The sequence below is a fragment of the Thermodesulfobacteriota bacterium genome (assembly GCA_036397855.1).
Lineage (GTDB): Bacteria > Desulfobacterota_D > UBA1144 > Nemesobacterales > CSP1-2 > DASWID01.
This window is the reverse complement of record DASWID010000060.1, coordinates 1-15,291: the sequence shown is the minus strand read 5'-3', so window position 1 is coordinate 15,291 and position 15,291 is coordinate 1. Positions and strand designations below refer to the sequence as shown.

Below are 15,291 nucleotides of genomic sequence, written 5' to 3'. Positions count from 1 at the left end.
TAAGGCTGAAGATAATGAATAGCTTTAAGACAACGGCCTTATGCGCTATGAATTTTTCCTTTTTGATTTGATTATTTGAATCTGCTTTAAAATCTGACTTGGTTCTTATCATCTTGCTCCTCCTTAGAATTTTTGTTTTTTCTCTCTCACTTCTTTGTCTTGATACTGAATAGATCCTGACCTATCGTCAGGACATGGTTCAGCACAGGTACAAAGAAGCAACCCTTCGATCCTTCCATAAACTCAGGACAGGCCCTTCGACAAGCTCAGGACAGGCCCTTCGACAAGCTCAGGGCTCACGACAAGGATGCCCCTTGTTGTCCCTAATGCTACCCGACAGAGACGTTCGAGCACGGGCTTAATAGGGAATCCAGAGCCTGTCCCCGCACGTTTGTGGCGGGGATGGATCCCCAACTACTGATTTCGGGGATGACATAACGACTAAAAAATTTAATTCGACCACAACCCGGTCATCCTGAATTTATTTCAGGATCTAATGGAAACTAGAGATGCTGAAACAAGTTCAGCATGACTATGACATTCATCCTCCTAACGCAATTTTTGGAAGGCCAATGGCATTGTAAGCTTCAGCTCCGTCATTGCGAAATTTGCGAGGCAAATTGAAGCAATCTCATGAGCCGTCATTCCCGCGGATTACCCGATAGAGGCCTTCGAGTACAAGCGTAAGCGGGAATCCAGAAAAACGTATGGATGCCCGATTAAGGTCCTCGGGCATGACAGCTGGGCTGAATATCCACAACCCCAGTCGCCGCATATAACTGGCGGAGAATAAGTGGGAATCCAGGCTTGCTCCCGTTACGTCTTTTTGATTCGGGAGACTGTTTTTTTACGCGCTCATGCCCTGCAGCTTGCCGCCGGGGCATTCCATGAGTGTTCTAGAGACTAATTTTAAATCAGGAAGAATGGTCAGGCTCTGTCAAAAAAGTTCACGTTCAGGATTTTCTGTTTCCACAATCAGAACAGATTCCGTTGAGTTGGATTGTATATCCGAGCAACTTATATTCTAGTAAGGCCTTTTGGGGAATGTTTAAATTCGTGAGTGAATCATCATAAAAATCTTTCACCTTTTTACACACAACGCATACCAGGTGATGGTGGGGTTCTAAATTGGCGTCGTAACGGGCGGCATTGTAAAGAACGTTTACTACGGAAACTAACCCCAGTTTCTCAAAAGTCTCAAGCGTCCTATAAACAGTGGTCAGGGAAATATTTGGGTGATATTTCAAGATCTTCTTATAAATAGTTTCGGTGCTGGGATGTTCGTCGGTGTCCGCGAGTTCTTTATAGATGGCAATCCTCTGCGGAGTAACCTTGATCCCGAGTTTTTTACATCGGTTAATAAATGAATTTACCTTTTCTTCCCCTAGCGTGATTTGTTGTTGCATATAACTAATTATGTAAAATTTTAATTAAAATTATAAAAAATGCTAGTCTAAAAAAATTTTTATCGTAAATAAGGATACACAGTTGGCTTAGTTGATGTTTAAATCATAAAGAATATATGTATTTGAACTTTCTTGTTTCTAAGAGGGATAATGATAGCATCTTAAGTTCGATGAAACTTTTCTCTTTGCCTGCACTTGGAAGGAGAAATCCGTATCGGTTAATTTATCAAATATGAAAGTTCTCGAGGCTTTGACGAAATACAAGGTAGTTTCTGTGATACGAGCCCAGGATGCTAAAAAGGCCAGGGAGATGGCAGAGGCATGTATCTATGGGGGCATAAAGCTTATTGAGATCACCTTTTCCTTTCCCAATGCCGAAGATGTTATAGCGGATTTAGTGGAGAAAAAGGACTGCCTTATTGGGGCGGGAACGGTTCTGAGCCGGGAAATGGCTGAAATAGCAATTCAATCTGGGGCAAAGTTCATAGTCTCTCCACATACCGATGGGAAAATAATTTCTTATTCTAAATCCAGAGAAATAGTCGCTATAGCGGGCGCCCTCACTTCATCAGAGATAGTGAATGCATGGAAGCTCGGTGCAGACATGGTAAAGATATTTCCAGTCAAAGCCGTTGGAGGCCCCTCATACGTAAAGGCGATAAAAGAAACGCTCCCATTTATTGAAATAATGACCACCGGCGGGGTAACAGTTGAGAACTTCACTGATTTTTTAAATGCGGGTGCTTCAATTGTGGGGTTATCGAGTGATTTGATTGGCAGGGATGGATTTTTTGATAGAGAAGCAACATTCAGTAAGTCAAAGACAGTCATTGAAAAATTGGCGATGAATGATAAGAGGATCGGTAATAATTGAATGATTATTATAAGTTACCTCAACGTTGTGCAGGGAAATTCGATAGAAAATCAGGTCAATTTGTGTTATTACTGACTACACTATACTATATGGACTGTATTTCCCTGAAAATAGAAGTTGAGGAGTAAAACGGTTTGAACATTCTTTTTATCTCACCTGAAATGGAACCTATCGCTAAGGTGGGGGGCCTTGCTGATGTTATAGGGGCTTTGCCAAGAAAGCTGATAAGTTTGGGATGCGACGTTAGGGTGGTCATCCCCTTTTATCGAGATGCCAGAGAAAATATCGAGAGCCTAAAGTTAAGTTCTAATCTTTTGAGGGAAGAGATTATTACTTGTATTGACTGGCTTCCTGTCAAAGGAGAAATACATGAAGTAAGGATTGATGGGGTGCCGGTCTATTTACTCAGAAATGATTCACTTTATGACCGCGAATACATTTACACCACACCTGAAGGCGATTACGATGATAACGATTTGAGATTTGGTTTCCTTTCCTTGGGTGCACTTGAAATAGCCAAAACACTTAATTTCAAGCCTGATACCATTCACTGTCACGATTGGCAGACTTCCCTTGTCCCCATCTGTCTTAAATGGAGGAAGCATCTCAAGGACGATCCTTTTTTCAGGGATTCTAAAATAATTTTGACTATCCATAACCTCGCCTTTCAAGGGCAATTTAATAAAGACATTCTGGACAAATTTGGGTTGCCTTGGTTTTTATATACTCCTCATGGCATCGAGTTTTACGGCAAGGTTAATCTTTTAAAGGGTGGGATAACATATTCGGACTGTGTAACCACTGTTAGTCAAACCTATGCTGAAGAGATAAAAACAGCGCAGTATGGATATGGATTGGATGGTATTCTCAGGTCTATATCTCAGAACTCAAATAATGTGATTGGTATTTTGAACGGCATCGATTACGACGAGTGGAATCCTGAAACGGATGGAGCCCTTTATAGAAATTATGGTGTGTCACAGATAAGCGGCAAGTCTATAAATAAGACCGAGCTAATAAAAGAAGTCGGTCTGACGCCGAAGGATGATCAACCACTCCTAGGGATGGTTTCGAGGTTAACCGAACAGAAGGGGACCGATCTTGTCGTTGATTCCCTGCCTCAAATTTTTGACCTTGGATATCAGGTAGTAATACTTGGAGACGGTGAAGAAAGGTATGAAAGGATGCTCATAGCCGCACGAAATAGATTCAGAAACAGCTTGTCAGTTGTCGTAGGATTTAATGACGAATTGGCGAGGAAAATATATGCAGGCTGTGATTTTTTTCTTATGCCTTCCCGATATGAACCGTGTGGACTTGGGCAACTGATTGCCTTGAGATATGGCAGTATTCCTATCGTAAGAGGGACAGGCGGACTGGCGGATACGGTGGTAGACTATACTGCCTCAAAGACAAAGGGGAATGGCTTTGTTTTTTACGAATTTTCTAAGGTTAGTTTTCTTGATGCTCTCATTAGGGCTCTTTCTGTATATGATAATAAAGTCGAGTTGGAAGAGATTATTAAAAGAGTCATGAACGAAGACTTCTCGTGGAAAAGGTCAAGCCAATTATATTATGATCTCTACCAAAGCGTTGGTAAGACTGAGAAAAAAGATGAGGACAGATAAAAGGAGTTAAACGGCCTTCCAAAAATTGCGTTAAGAAGATGAATGTCATAGTCAGTCATGCTGAACTTGTTTCAGCATCTCTTGTTTCCATTAGATCCTGAAATAAATTCAGGATGACCGGGTTGCCGCTGGATTAAATTTTTTAGTGGTTATGTCATCCCCGAAATCAGTTGTCGGGGATCCAGAGGTAAAAGCATGGATTCCCTATTAAGGAATTAGGGAATGACAACAAGGGGCACCCTAGTCCCGAGTCCTGAGTTCATCGAAGGGTCATTTATTTCTTTGGGCTTAATATATTTTGAAATTCGTTTTTCAGGGTCTGTATGAAATTGAAACATGCAAATGAACGGTAAAGAGCAAAGAATACATATATCTGAAATCGATGAATTTCTGGCCCGTAGTTTGGCTGCAGGTCAGATGAAGCCATTTCGGCTTGGATTAAGCAAGAACGGCGACCAGGGATATCTAAAGGCATTTATAGCAGAAAATGATGAATTAATTGAAGATGACGGTGTAGATTTCGAGTTATCGTCTGGTGAGAATAAAGACCTCGACGATTTCGAAATTAGCGATTTTGTTATGAAGACTATATATACAAGCTCAGCCTACGAGCTTTTTGATTATATTTTTACATATTTCCGTTCGATTGAGTGCGTTGTTGATTTTAAAGAAAACGCCTGGCTGGTGAAGGTCGTGAAGACCAATTAACAGCGGATGAAAAAGACAGAACTAAAGTTGGCGGCTAAGCTATGGGGGGAGATTCGTAATTCTCTTCTGCTGTGTGGTGACATTGGAGAATTCTCACCTAAAGATTTTGAATACTCTGATATTCCCAGGGTCACATTTAATAATAAACCGGTCCTGCCGCTATCGCTTTTAGAGAGGCTTGAGGATCTGGACGTTGAGGTGAATGAGGTATTCTGGAACGTATATGAAGCTTTGGCCATCGGTGCGGCTAAAAGGTTAGGATTTGAAGGCAAGATGGCTATAGTGTTTGCTGATTCGCTGACCTGTGTTAGAACGCACATGGTTGGAGGACACCGAACAGAGGCCGAACAGTGTATTTCTCAGGAAATTTTTTTAAGGGAGGTGCCACTGGATTCTGAGTGGGATCCTAATTCCATTCAAATTCGGAAGCAAAATTTGCTAATCTATAACAAAATCAAGAAATGGCAGCTCGACCCCATTCTTTATGAAGAAGAGATCGGGAGATTCTGGAAGGAAAGAAACGCTTGGTGAACATAATTGAGCTTTATATATTTGACAATCTCACTGATCAAGCGATGATCGGCAAATATCATCCCCCCGCCTAATAGACCCCACTTGGCCGTCCCCTCAAATGTTGCGTCTGCGATAACATTGTTGTCGGCCTTATCCACGAACCGTATGTCAACAACTATTTTGCCTGTTGTAACCAATTGTTTATACCAATCTTTTGGCGTGAAATCCCTCAGCGTGCCATCTAGAATTAGCACGCCCTTTTTTAAATCTACGGGTGATCTGCTAACCCCTATAAATAACTTCTCTTCTTCTAATTTTTCGGCTAGTTGATTGGGAATCGACCATAGTATGTCAGGCGGATAAGATTGTAACGTCGTATTTAAATCCTGGATTTGAATGATCTCGTACTGTCCTAGCGCTTGTGAAGGAGGCTTTTTTTGGAATGTTCGTTGGCTCCCACAGGAGTATGTTAACAATAGAACGATAAAAGTAACTAGAAATGTAGAAGAGCGGACAAGTACAATCATTTGATGAGTAAAACCTAATGGCTTAAAGAAAGTGATTAAAAGTAGTTGATGATTCTATAGAATGTATCTCTCTGTGCGGGTTTGAATCCGGCGCTACTTATCATATGGGCAAGTTCATCGACAGTCGACCTAAGTTTATTCTCAGCACAGCCCAAAACATTTTCATCGTATAATGTGCCCCCTAAATCGTTTGCACCGTAATGAACGGAAATCGAGCCCATCTTTTTGCCTTGAGTAAACCATGAGCCCTGAATGTGGATAATATTGTCGAGATAAATTCTGGATAAAGCAAGGACACGTAAGTATCTGTCCCCACTAATTTCATGGGGAAGTTTTTGTTCTAGAAATGTGTTTTTTGGTTTAAATGTCCACGGAATAAATGCTAGAAAGCCAGAAGTCTCATCCTGAAGGGCTCTTATTCTTTCAAGGTGCTCGATGATATCTTCGTCCTCTTCAAAATGTCCAAACATCATAGTGGCAGTGGTCTTAAAACCGATCACATGTGCCTCTTTGGTTACCTCTATCCACTGATCAGCGTTTATTTTCAACGGACTTATCCTTTTTCTAATTCTATTGCTTAAAACCTCAGCCCCGCCTCCGGGTATGGTTCTGAGACCTGCTCCCCATAGTTTTTCCAATACCTCTTTTGTAGTAATTTCTGAATATTTTGCTATCGCGCTAATTTCGGGCGCTGAAAATGCATGAAAATGAAGATCGGGAATCTCTTCGGTTACCCTCCTCGTCAATTCAACATAATATTCGAGTTTTAATTCCGGGTTATGACCGCCTTGCAGAAGTACAGTGGTGGCTCCATTGTGATAAGATGTCTTCATGAGCGTAATGAGCTCATCTATCGATAAGGTATAGGCGTCTGAGGCACCCGGGGGTCTCCAGAATGCGCAGAAAAGGCATTCTGTGTCACACACATTTGTATAATTAGGGTTTGTGTCTGCTACGAATGTAACATATCCATCGGCGTGGAATCTCTTTCTAGTTATATCTGCTAAGGCACCTAATTCAAGCAGGTCGGTTTCACGAAGAAGTGTGAGCCCTTCTTCAGGAGTTATACGATCTTGCTTCAAGACCTTACTGAGAACATTGTTTACCGCCATTCCTTGTTTATTGAACCCAATAGCGGGCTGAGTGTCAATCTGAGTAAGGTTCCAAGGTAATAAAATCCAGGATTCATAGTATGAAGCATCTTCAAATATGAAAATATTTATTCAAAGTAAGTTTCTCGGCTCTTAGCATGATAGTGCTACTTCATTGATAACCCCTAGAAGGGTTCAACGTCAATGCCTAATTGTAGTGGGTTTTAATGTTTCTAAGCATAGTGTATGCCACTCCCTCCTTAAATTAGTCAACTTGAGAGTGGTATGAAACATGTGTAGATTATTCAAGTATGAGGTTATCTCCTTTATTGGTCCTCGTTCTATTTTCTATTTTTAGTTTTTCCATCAGCTTTGGTACAGAAAAAACTACGAAAGAGAGGTGGATGGGCATTTATTCAGACAAGGACAAGATAGGATATTCCCGAACCAAAATCATTTCTAATAAGGGGGACAGGGAAGCTTCAGAACAAATGAAACTTAAGATGACAGTTCTGGGCAAAGATCAGGACGTCGATACAAATGCAAAATATTTGCTTGACGGTTTCAATCTGAAGGCATTTGAGTTTTTCATGAAAGCGGGTTCAGTCGATCTTAAGGTCAAAGGTGTAAGAAATGGCGATAAACTTGAAATAAAAATAGCATCGATTTCAGGGAACAGCGAACTTAAGATCCCAATAGATAAAGAACCAGTGGTTAATCCAGTTCTGTATGATTGGTTAATATCAAAGAATCCTGAATTAGGGAAAAGTTACGAAGTCTTGCTTTTTGATCCTACCGCGGTGTTGACTGGGGCGGAGCCTGGGAGTTCAAAAGCAATACTGACCGTTGAAGGCGAAGAAGAAATCTCAATCCCCTTAGGAACATTTAAAACTTACAGGGTCAAGATGAATTATTTAGGTTCAGAGTATACAGCGTGGATTACCCCGAATGGAGAAGTCATAAAAGAGGTCTCACCGCTGGGAATTGTGTCCATTAAAGAAAACCGAGAAGATTTGATTACAGACAATGTCTCGAGTTTAGATATTGTGGATAAAACTGCTATATCTTCAAATCTGACAATTGAGAATCCTCGGGACCTTGAGTTCTTGCGTATAAGGATTGGTGGCATCGAATCAACTGATGGATTAGATCTAATAGATAATTACCGACAGTTTATTAAGGATGGTTTACTCGAGATAAGGGTAGGTTCTCTTTCAAATATCAATACTTATAAAATTCCATATACCGGTAAAGAACTCAAGGCATATACTCAGGAGAGCATCTTAATTCAGAGTAAGAATGATGAAATAGTGAAAAGGGTACGTGTCATTTTGGGCGAAGAAACAGATTCTCTTGAAGCTGTCAGAAAAATAAATGATTGGCTCTATAAAAACTTGGAAAAGACTCCAACAATAAGCCTTCCTAATGCACTTGATGTGCTGGAGACTCGAAAAGGGGACTGCAATGAACACGCGACACTTTTTACAGCACTTGCCAGAGCGGCAGGTATTCCCACAAAGTTGGTTCTCGGTCTCGTTTTTTTGGATGGGAAATTCTATTATCATGCTTGGAATGAGGCGTTCGTTGGTAAATGGGTTGCAGTAGACCCTACTTTTGGTCAGTTTCCCGCCGATGCTTCTCACGTTAAATTTGTAGAGGGTAACCTCAACAAGAGTGCAGAGATATTGAGATTGGTGGGCAAAATTGAATTGGACGTAGTTGAGGCGTCGTAAGACATGAAGAATAATCGATTTACGGAGTTATTTGGGATGAGCAAAAAAGGGCTGGTATTCCTGTTGTTAATTATTTGTTCCTGTGCGAGCAGAGGTATTGAGTTAAAAACAGCCGATACATCTGGGCATGAAAATATAGAGAAGGATGGGTCATTACCGAGCAGATATGATGCCTACTATCATTTCTCGCTTTCCATGTTGTATCAAGAGCGACGGGATATAGTAAGCGCTCTTAGGGAAATGGAATTGGCTGAGGGCTACGATCCTGACTCTGCACTGATAAAGCACAATCTAGCAATGATGTATCTTAGTCTTAACCGTCTCGATAAATCGATTAGTAAATTAACGGAGGCCCTGGATTTAAATCCGAATTATATTCCTGCTAGGGCTCTTCTTGGTAAGATTTACGCTTCGAGTAATGATCCGAAGAAGAAGCGGGAAGGCATTCGAGAGTTGGAAAAGTCGATTGAGCTCGAATCTGAAGATGTTGATGTTTATTTGTTTCTGGGGAATGTACACACCGAAAACAAAGAATATGACAAAGCTCAGAAAATTCTGACGAAGGCTACCGAGCTCGCTCCTGATGATGAACGTGCATATTATTTTCTCGGAAGGTTGTATCTTGAAAAGGGTGCATTGGAGGAATCTGTCGCTTACTACAATCAAGCTCTTGAGCGAAACCCATCTTATCCACTGGCTCTTGTAGACATAGCCAGAGTCTATGAAAAACTTGGAAGACCGGTTGAATCAGAAAAAATTTATAAAGATCTAATATTTTTCTACCCCCTCAGTTTAGAGAGCTATATCCGTTACGGAAACTTCCTATTTACAGTGAATCGAATTGCGGATGCTGCGGAGCAATTCAAAAAAGCTGAGCAACTCGATTCTCAGAATCCGGACGTAAAGCTGAGGCTTGGTCTCCTCTATCTCGAGGAGAGGGATTACGATAAGGCGATACAAGAGTTTAATATTGTTCTAATTGGAAATCCTGATGACGAAAGGGTTAAATATTACCTTGCACTTTGCTACACCGAAACGGATCGATTCGATGAGGCTCTTAATCTTCTTAATGATATAGCAAGTGACTCTAATTTTCATGACGATTCGCTTGTCCAGAAGGCTTATATCTATGAGAAAAGGGGACAGCTCGATGAGGCGTTGAAAATTATGCAAGAAACCACGGAGCGCTTGCCTGATAACGAGATACTGATTAACTATCTGGGGGGCCTCTACAGAAAGCTGAATCGAGATAATGAAGCAATAGAAACTTACAAGAATTTTCTAAAGCGTAATCCCGGAAACGAGGTTATCACATATTCCCTGGGGGTTACATACTTCATGAAGAAGGATGAAGAAAAGGGGATATCAACCATGAGGGAAATAATAGAGGAAAATCCTAATCATGCCGATGCCCTGAATTTCATCGGTTATTCTTATGCTGAGATGGGGAAGAATCTCGACGAGGCCGAAATGTTGGTGAAGAAGGCGAACGAAATATCGCCAAACAGAGGGTATATAATAGATAGCCTTGGGTGGGTCTATTATAAGAAGGGACAGTTAGATAAAGCACTAGAGTATTTGTTGGAGGCGGTTGAGCTCACTTCCGATGATCCGAGTATCATGGAGCACCTAGGGGATGTGTATAATGACAAGGGAGATGTTTTGAAGGCCTTACAATATTATGAGAAGGGTTTAGAACTTAATGAAGATGACGATATTGAGATCAAGGAAAGGCTTCAGGAAAAGATACTTGTGATAAAAGAGAAAATAAATGCCCAGATAGGAAAGGAAAAAATTTAGCTTGAACAAGCATTTAATCTTAATCCTCCCTCTTTTATTATCCTGTGCAAAGAAGACGTTAGAGATAGATATAGAACGTATCGATCTTGGAGACGTTATATCGAAGGTTATAGATGCTGAAGACAGTGTTAATTCTGTAAAGGGTCTAGCGTCCGTTAATATTGAATCCCCTTATAACAATGTTTCTTATAAACAAGTAACAATTGCCGAAGAGCCGAACCTGTTACGTTTAGAGGCGATAGCCCCATTTGGCAGGACAGTGGGCATGATCATTTCAAATGGTCAGAAGGTCTATGTAATTTCAGCCAAAGAGAGAAACGAATTCGATAATTTGGAAGAATTCGATATCTCATATTTCTACCCTGACCTTCCGGTTAAGATTACGCTGAAAAACCTGGTCAATCTCTTCTTAGGCCGATTGCCTGAGGCGCCTGATTTTATGAATTCCCGAGTGCTTCTAGGTGTGGATGATGGTCGAGTTGTCTTAACCCTGTTTAAAGACAGGAGAAAAGAGAGTGTCCTCTGGATAAATCCCCTGAATTATAGGATCTCAAAGGCTATGATTACTTTGGAAAATGGTTCGACTGCGACATGTGAATTTGAAGATTTTATAGATGTTGGAAATGGTACGCAGATCCCCCGACGAATTGAGCTCAGGGTTGATGAATATTTAATTTCTCTGAAATACGATAGAGATCTCGATGTGAACACGGACATTGATAGAAATTTATTTAAACCACAACCCCCTTTCGCAGGTTTGAAAAAATACTCACCAAACCCTATAATAAATAACCGGATGTTTTTAGATTCCAGAGTCTTCTGATTTCAAACAGAATAAATATATATAGCGATAAATTGGTGCCCCGCTAGAATGAGCAGTGTAGAGAGGAGCAAGGTTTTTACAGTGAAGAATAAGCTCGGTCTTCATGCGCGAGCCGCTGCTATCTTTGTACGCCTTTCAAATAAATTTTCCTCAGATATACACCTTATGAAGGACGGCTATGCTGTGGATGGGAAAAGCATACTGGGTGTTCTTTCTCTTGCTGCTATAAAAGGTACTAAAATAGAGGTAGTCGCGAAAGGTGAGGACGCAGATGAGGCTATCTCGGAGATCGAGAAGCTTGTCGATAGCGGATTTGGGGAAGAGTCATGAGATTTAAGTTAAAAGGAATAGCAATTTCTCCAGGTGTTGCCCTTGGAAGGGTTGCCCTGCTCGATCGCACAAAGACGTTTGTAGAGAGATCCGGGGTCGATCCAGCCTTTATACAATCAGAAAAAGAGAGATTTCTCAGTGCCGTACAAAAGTCAAAAAAGCATCTACGTTCAATAATTGAAAGATTTGATCCCATGGAGAAGGGGGATCACCTGGAGGTTTTGAATTTTAACATCATGATGCTCGAAGACGATTTGTTCTGTGAAGAGGTAATTAGGGCTATTGAGTCCGAACTAGCGAGTGCCGAGTGGGCCATAACATATGTTCTTTCAAAGAAGAGTGAGGCTTTTAAGCATGTAGAAGACATATATATGAAAGAGAGACTGGCTGACATATATCATCTTGGAGAGATAGTCCTTCACAATCTTCGAGATGTTAAGGATGATGTGCCTGATCTGAAAGGGGATTCCGTGCTGGTGGCGCATGATATTTCACCTATAGATTTAATCGCGTTTTCCAAGCACCGTGCCATTGGGCTTGCTACTGACATAGGAGGTACTACATCCCATAGCGCTATCGTCGCAAGATCACTGGGTATTCCAACCGTCATGGGTCTTGAGGATATTATACTCAAAGTATCCCCTGGGGATCCGATTTTCATTGATGGTTACAACGGTATTGTAATAGTGAATTTTGCGGATCAAGAGCGAGGGGAATTTATTAAAAGAGAAAAGGACTATCAGGCTCTCGCCAGGAAACTCAAGAGATATGCGAAATTACCTAGCAGGACCCTGGATGGCATGGCGATTAAGGTCAATGCGAATATTGAGATCGCGGATGAGATTGAGCAAGCATTATCTTACGGGGCAGAGGGGATAGGAATGTACAGGACGGAGTTTCTATTTACGAGATCCAATGTTTTTCCAACCGAACAAGAGCAGTTTGAGGATTATAAAAAATTGATATCGATTTTCCATTCATCAGATATAACAATAAGGACTCTTGACATTGGTGGAGATAAATTCCCACCGGGGATGGAAGCTCCAAAAGAACTCAATCCTGCACTCGGACTTCGCGGGATCAGATTCTCACTGATGGATAGGAATATTTTTCGAACACAAATTAGAGCAATTCTCAAGGCTAGCCGTTTTGGGAAAATTAGGATTCTTATTCCAATGGTGTCCAGTCTCTTTGAGATCAGAGACACAAAGAGTATTGTGAGCGGGGTAGCAAGGGAGATTGATTCTGGTTGCTCTTGGGAGATAGGAGTGATGATTGAGACACCATCGGCAGCAATTCTTGCATCCGAAATCGCTGAAGAGGTGGACTTCTTAAGTATAGGCACAAATGATCTTATACAGTATACGCTGGCTGTGGATAGAATTAATGAGCATGTATCGTACCTATTCAGTCATTTCCACCCAGCAGTCCTGAGACTTTTAAAGAGCATTACAGAGGCGGCGAGGCTTAAGGGTGTCCCAGTGGGTGTATGTGGGGAAATGGCTGGTCAGCTCTCGTGTGTTCCTCTCCTTGTTGGCATGGGTATTGACGAACTTAGCATGAACACACATTCTATTCCAAAGGTTAAAAAGCTATTAAACTCCATAACAAAGGCCGGATGTGAGGAGATATTAGAGAATGCGTTGAAATTGAAGACTACTTTTGACACAAAGGATTATGTGATTAAAACAATTCTGGATAGATGGGGGAGGTCACTTCCCCTTGAATGCGTTCAGGAAATAAATTCAGATTGAACTATGAAATTCCCTCTCCCTTGAGGGAGAGGGTTAGGGTGAGGGGGGAAGTGAGGATAGGTTTTACTATCGAGTATACAAATATCATAAACTCTAGGACGCGCCCCTATAGCTCAGCCCGGATAGAGCGTCGGACTTCGAATCCGCAGGTCGGGGGTTCAAATCCCTCTGGGGGCGCCAAAAAATTCAGCTTGATATCTGCTCCGATTGTCACCCCCGAATGCATTTATCGGGGATCCACCCGCATCTGTCTCCCGAGCACTCCCCGATCAAGCCTGCACTCGAATGAATTGATCGGGTGGCGTTCGAGGACAAGCGTTATGGGGAATCCACCTAGAGGTCATTTGAGAAACTTCGTTTCGAAGCAATCTCAATTACGACGCGTCATTCCCAAATGCAGTTATTGAGAATCCATGAATAAAAAGGTTTTCTTTTTCTTTCTGTTCCTTATAACCCGTTCACCCTCAGCCTGGTCGAAGGGCCTGTCCTGAGAAATGTCGAAGGGTGAGCAACTCGAAGAATCTATCGGGAATCCCACAAACATTTTCCTAGTTCCGAAATTTGCAATTCTGTAATATAGTAAAAGGTACAATCTCATGTGCGACCCGGAACAAATATCAGCAATTCTACACCTACGGTCATTCCCGAGGATTGTTGTCGGGAATCCATGAATAAAAAGGTTTTCTTTTTCCTTTCTGTTCCATATAACCCGTTCACACTGAGCCTGTCCTGAGCTTGTCGAAGGGCCTGTCCTGAGTTGAGTCGAAGGGCCAGCCGTGAATAAACATGTAGCGGAGGACTTCAGTCCTCCACTTATCTTTTAATTGATAATGAAAAGGAATAGGACGTTCATGATACGAAAAGTAAAAAGAACTGGTCAAAAAATAGGGGGGAGAATAAAAGTAAGTTAAAACAATCGTCAATTATGAAAATCAGACATCGAAGTCTTAATTGTTTACTAAGAGATAGTTATGCTAAATTCTTAAAGTAACATATAACATTTCAGAATTTTTATATTTCAGTCAATCGCTGATAATTGAAGGGTTCCGTTCCCTTTGAATCTCACTTTGAATCTCAGAAACCTCAACGATATATGTCTTTTCTATGTCCGATCTTGAAAACGTACACAACTAGGTCTTGGTCCTCGATCAAGTATACAATTCGATACCAGCCCTGACGGACGCGGTATTTCTCTTCTCCAGTAAGTTTCTCACAACGCGATGGTCTGGGATTGTCTGCAAGTTTAGCAATTCTCGACACTATGCGCTGACGGTCTTTTTTGTTGGGAATTCGTTCAATCTCTTTAACTGCCGAAGGCTTAATCAGAATCCTATATCGTGCCACGTTTCTTAAGGTCTTTCAGCACATTTTCGAATGCCAAATTGCGTTCGGTTTTTCGCTCTTCAAATGCGGCCAAATCTTCTTCATCCTCTGCCAGGCTTAGATTTACAGCTTCGTTTACTATGTCAGAGATGGATCGGTCTGTCTCGGCTGCTTTTAGCCTTAGAGCCCTATGAACATCCGGATTGAAATAAATAGTTGCTCTTTTCTGGGTCCCTTTCATATTCCTAGAAGTTTATCATCAAAACGTTAGAACGGCAAGACGTTAAATTGTTCTTGTCATTGCCTGTCCTGAGTTGAGTCGAAGGGCCTGTCCAGAGTTACATCGAAGGGCCGGTAATAAGTTAATCGACGTGCTAAGCACAGGCTCCCTCGAAGCAATCTCCAATTCAACGCCCTCTTTCCCTTCATTCCCTCTTGCCATCATGCATCCTGCATGGTGCATCATGGATCGTGCATCCTGCATCATGCATCATGTATCCTGCATCGTATCATCATTTGTCAATTGTGAACGGGCTGTTGCCCAAATCCTCTGCTAGGGAAAAAAGTTGACACAAAAAAGCTCAGGAGTGCTATAATGGGAGAAAACCTGAAGGAGGATAAAAACCACCAGCCATGATGAGCTACGAAGACCCACCCCAGAGTAAATTATTTTATATGGGAATCAATATAGATAAGAGGATACGTAAGAATCATCCTCTGAGGAAGATAAGAGAGCTCATAGATTTTGAGTTCATATACAATGAGGTAAGGGATAAATACG

General features: G+C 41.5%; 15 protein-coding genes and 1 tRNA gene. 10 read left to right on the top strand and 6 right to left on the bottom strand.

Annotation, left to right across the window (positions count from 1 at the left end):
- Nucleotides 1-953: 953 nt before the first annotated feature.
- Nucleotides 954-1,406, bottom strand: a complete 453-nt coding sequence (locus tag VGA95_04790) for a Fur family transcriptional regulator (protein ID HEX9665859.1) — start codon at nucleotides 1,404-1,406, stop codon at nucleotides 954-956.
- 232 nt (nucleotides 1,407-1,638) lie between these two features.
- Here VGA95_04790 and VGA95_04785 point away from each other — a divergent pair, with 232 nt between their 5' ends.
- From VGA95_04785 to VGA95_04770, 4 genes are all read left to right on the top strand, one after another.
- Entirely contained in the window at nucleotides 1,639-2,280 is a 642-nt protein-coding gene (locus VGA95_04785) for a bifunctional 4-hydroxy-2-oxoglutarate aldolase/2-dehydro-3-deoxy-phosphogluconate aldolase (protein HEX9665858.1), read from the top strand.
- 134 nt (nucleotides 2,281-2,414) lie between these two features.
- The gene (glgA, locus tag VGA95_04780) at nucleotides 2,415-3,908 is read left to right on the top strand and encodes a glycogen synthase GlgA (GenBank protein HEX9665857.1); all 1,494 of its coding nucleotides are present in this window, start codon (nucleotides 2,415-2,417) and stop codon (nucleotides 3,906-3,908) included.
- A 342-nt stretch (nucleotides 3,909-4,250) separates the two neighbouring features.
- Nucleotides 4,251-4,616, top strand: coding sequence for a hypothetical protein (locus VGA95_04775; GenBank protein ID HEX9665856.1), 366 nt, complete (start codon nucleotides 4,251-4,253; stop codon nucleotides 4,614-4,616).
- 6 nt (nucleotides 4,617-4,622) lie between these two features.
- Nucleotides 4,623-5,147, top strand: a complete 525-nt coding sequence (locus VGA95_04770) for a hypothetical protein (protein ID HEX9665855.1) — start codon at nucleotides 4,623-4,625, stop codon at nucleotides 5,145-5,147.
- Here the strand turns inward: VGA95_04770 and VGA95_04765 are convergent.
- Together VGA95_04765 and mqnC are read right to left on the bottom strand one after the other, a co-directional pair.
- On the bottom strand, nucleotides 5,099-5,656 hold the full coding sequence (locus VGA95_04765) for a hypothetical protein (GenBank protein ID HEX9665854.1): 558 nt from the start codon (nucleotides 5,654-5,656) through the stop codon (nucleotides 5,099-5,101). The two genes, VGA95_04770 and VGA95_04765, sit on opposite strands and share 49 nt — an antisense overlap.
- Before the next feature lie 35 nt (nucleotides 5,657-5,691).
- Nucleotides 5,692-6,768, bottom strand: a complete 1,077-nt coding sequence (gene mqnC / locus VGA95_04760) for a cyclic dehypoxanthinyl futalosine synthase (GenBank protein ID HEX9665853.1) — start codon at nucleotides 6,766-6,768, stop codon at nucleotides 5,692-5,694.
- A 470-nt stretch (nucleotides 6,769-7,238) separates the two neighbouring features.
- On the opposite strand from mqnC, the gene VGA95_04755 reads away from it, so the two are divergent.
- The 6 genes from VGA95_04755 to VGA95_04730 all read left to right on the top strand — a co-directional run bounded on the left by VGA95_04755 (nucleotide 7,239) and on the right by VGA95_04730 (nucleotide 13,367).
- A complete protein-coding gene (locus VGA95_04755) occupies nucleotides 7,239-8,480 on the top strand; it encodes a transglutaminase-like domain-containing protein (GenBank protein HEX9665852.1) in 1,242 nt (413 codons plus the stop codon).
- A gap of 36 nt (nucleotides 8,481-8,516) precedes the next feature.
- On the top strand, nucleotides 8,517-10,280 hold the full coding sequence (locus tag VGA95_04750) for a tetratricopeptide repeat protein (GenBank protein ID HEX9665851.1): 1,764 nt from the start codon (nucleotides 8,517-8,519) through the stop codon (nucleotides 10,278-10,280).
- Between the two features lies 1 nt (nucleotide 10,281).
- On the top strand, nucleotides 10,282-11,103 hold the full coding sequence (locus VGA95_04745) for a DUF4292 domain-containing protein (GenBank protein ID HEX9665850.1): 822 nt from the start codon (nucleotides 10,282-10,284) through the stop codon (nucleotides 11,101-11,103).
- Nucleotides 11,104-11,151: 48 nt separating this feature from the next.
- Nucleotides 11,152-11,433, top strand: a complete 282-nt coding sequence (locus tag VGA95_04740; GenBank protein ID HEX9665849.1) for an HPr family phosphocarrier protein — start codon at nucleotides 11,152-11,154, stop codon at nucleotides 11,431-11,433.
- On the top strand, nucleotides 11,430-13,187 hold the full coding sequence (ptsP, locus tag VGA95_04735) for a phosphoenolpyruvate--protein phosphotransferase (GenBank protein ID HEX9665848.1): 1,758 nt from the start codon (nucleotides 11,430-11,432) through the stop codon (nucleotides 13,185-13,187). Before VGA95_04740 ends, ptsP begins: the two co-directional genes overlap by 4 nt.
- Nucleotides 13,188-13,289: 102 nt before the next feature.
- Nucleotides 13,290-13,367: transfer RNA gene (locus tag VGA95_04730), tRNA-Arg, on the top strand.
- A gap of 903 nt (nucleotides 13,368-14,270) precedes the next feature.
- Here VGA95_04730 and VGA95_04725 read toward each other — a convergent pair.
- The 3 genes from VGA95_04725 to VGA95_04715 are packed head-to-tail and all read right to left on the bottom strand — an operon-like array spanning nucleotide 14,271 to nucleotide 14,976.
- Entirely contained in the window at nucleotides 14,271-14,531 is a 261-nt protein-coding gene (locus tag VGA95_04725; protein HEX9665847.1) for a type II toxin-antitoxin system RelE/ParE family toxin, read from the bottom strand.
- A complete protein-coding gene (locus VGA95_04720; protein HEX9665846.1) occupies nucleotides 14,518-14,751 on the bottom strand; it encodes a ribbon-helix-helix domain-containing protein in 234 nt (77 codons plus the stop codon). The genes VGA95_04725 and VGA95_04720 overlap by 14 nt, the downstream gene beginning before the upstream one ends.
- A 42-nt stretch (nucleotides 14,752-14,793) precedes the next feature.
- Nucleotides 14,794-14,976, bottom strand: a complete 183-nt coding sequence (locus VGA95_04715) for a hypothetical protein (GenBank protein ID HEX9665845.1) — start codon at nucleotides 14,974-14,976, stop codon at nucleotides 14,794-14,796.
- Nucleotides 14,977-15,291: the final 315 nt, after the last annotated feature.

What these genes read in the sequence shown, in the direction of transcription:
- VGA95_04790 (HEX9665859.1), bottom strand. Translation starts at nt 1,406, where the DNA reads ATGCAACAACAAATCACGCTAGGGGAAGAAAAGGTAAATTCATTTATT.
- VGA95_04785 (HEX9665858.1), top strand. Translation starts at nt 1,639, where the DNA reads ATGAAAGTTCTCGAGGCTTTGACGAAATACAAGGTAGTTTCTGTGATA.
- VGA95_04775 (HEX9665856.1), top strand. Translation starts at nt 4,251, where the DNA reads ATGAACGGTAAAGAGCAAAGAATACATATATCTGAAATCGATGAATTT.
- VGA95_04770 (HEX9665855.1), top strand. Translation starts at nt 4,623, where the DNA reads ATGAAAAAGACAGAACTAAAGTTGGCGGCTAAGCTATGGGGGGAGATT.
- VGA95_04765 (HEX9665854.1), bottom strand. Translation starts at nt 5,656, where the DNA reads ATGATTGTACTTGTCCGCTCTTCTACATTTCTAGTTACTTTTATCGTT.
- mqnC (HEX9665853.1), bottom strand. Translation starts at nt 6,768, where the DNA reads ATGGCGGTAAACAATGTTCTCAGTAAGGTCTTGAAGCAAGATCGTATA.
- VGA95_04755 (HEX9665852.1), top strand. Translation starts at nt 7,239, where the DNA reads ATGAAACTTAAGATGACAGTTCTGGGCAAAGATCAGGACGTCGATACA.
- VGA95_04750 (HEX9665851.1), top strand. Translation starts at nt 8,517, where the DNA reads ATGAGCAAAAAAGGGCTGGTATTCCTGTTGTTAATTATTTGTTCCTGT.
- VGA95_04740 (HEX9665849.1), top strand. Translation starts at nt 11,152, where the DNA reads ATGAGCAGTGTAGAGAGGAGCAAGGTTTTTACAGTGAAGAATAAGCTC.
- ptsP (HEX9665848.1), top strand. Translation starts at nt 11,430, where the DNA reads ATGAGATTTAAGTTAAAAGGAATAGCAATTTCTCCAGGTGTTGCCCTT.
- VGA95_04720 (HEX9665846.1), bottom strand. Translation starts at nt 14,751, where the DNA reads ATGAAAGGGACCCAGAAAAGAGCAACTATTTATTTCAATCCGGATGTT.
- VGA95_04715 (HEX9665845.1), bottom strand. Translation starts at nt 14,976, where the DNA reads ATGATGCACCATGCAGGATGCATGATGGCAAGAGGGAATGAAGGGAAA.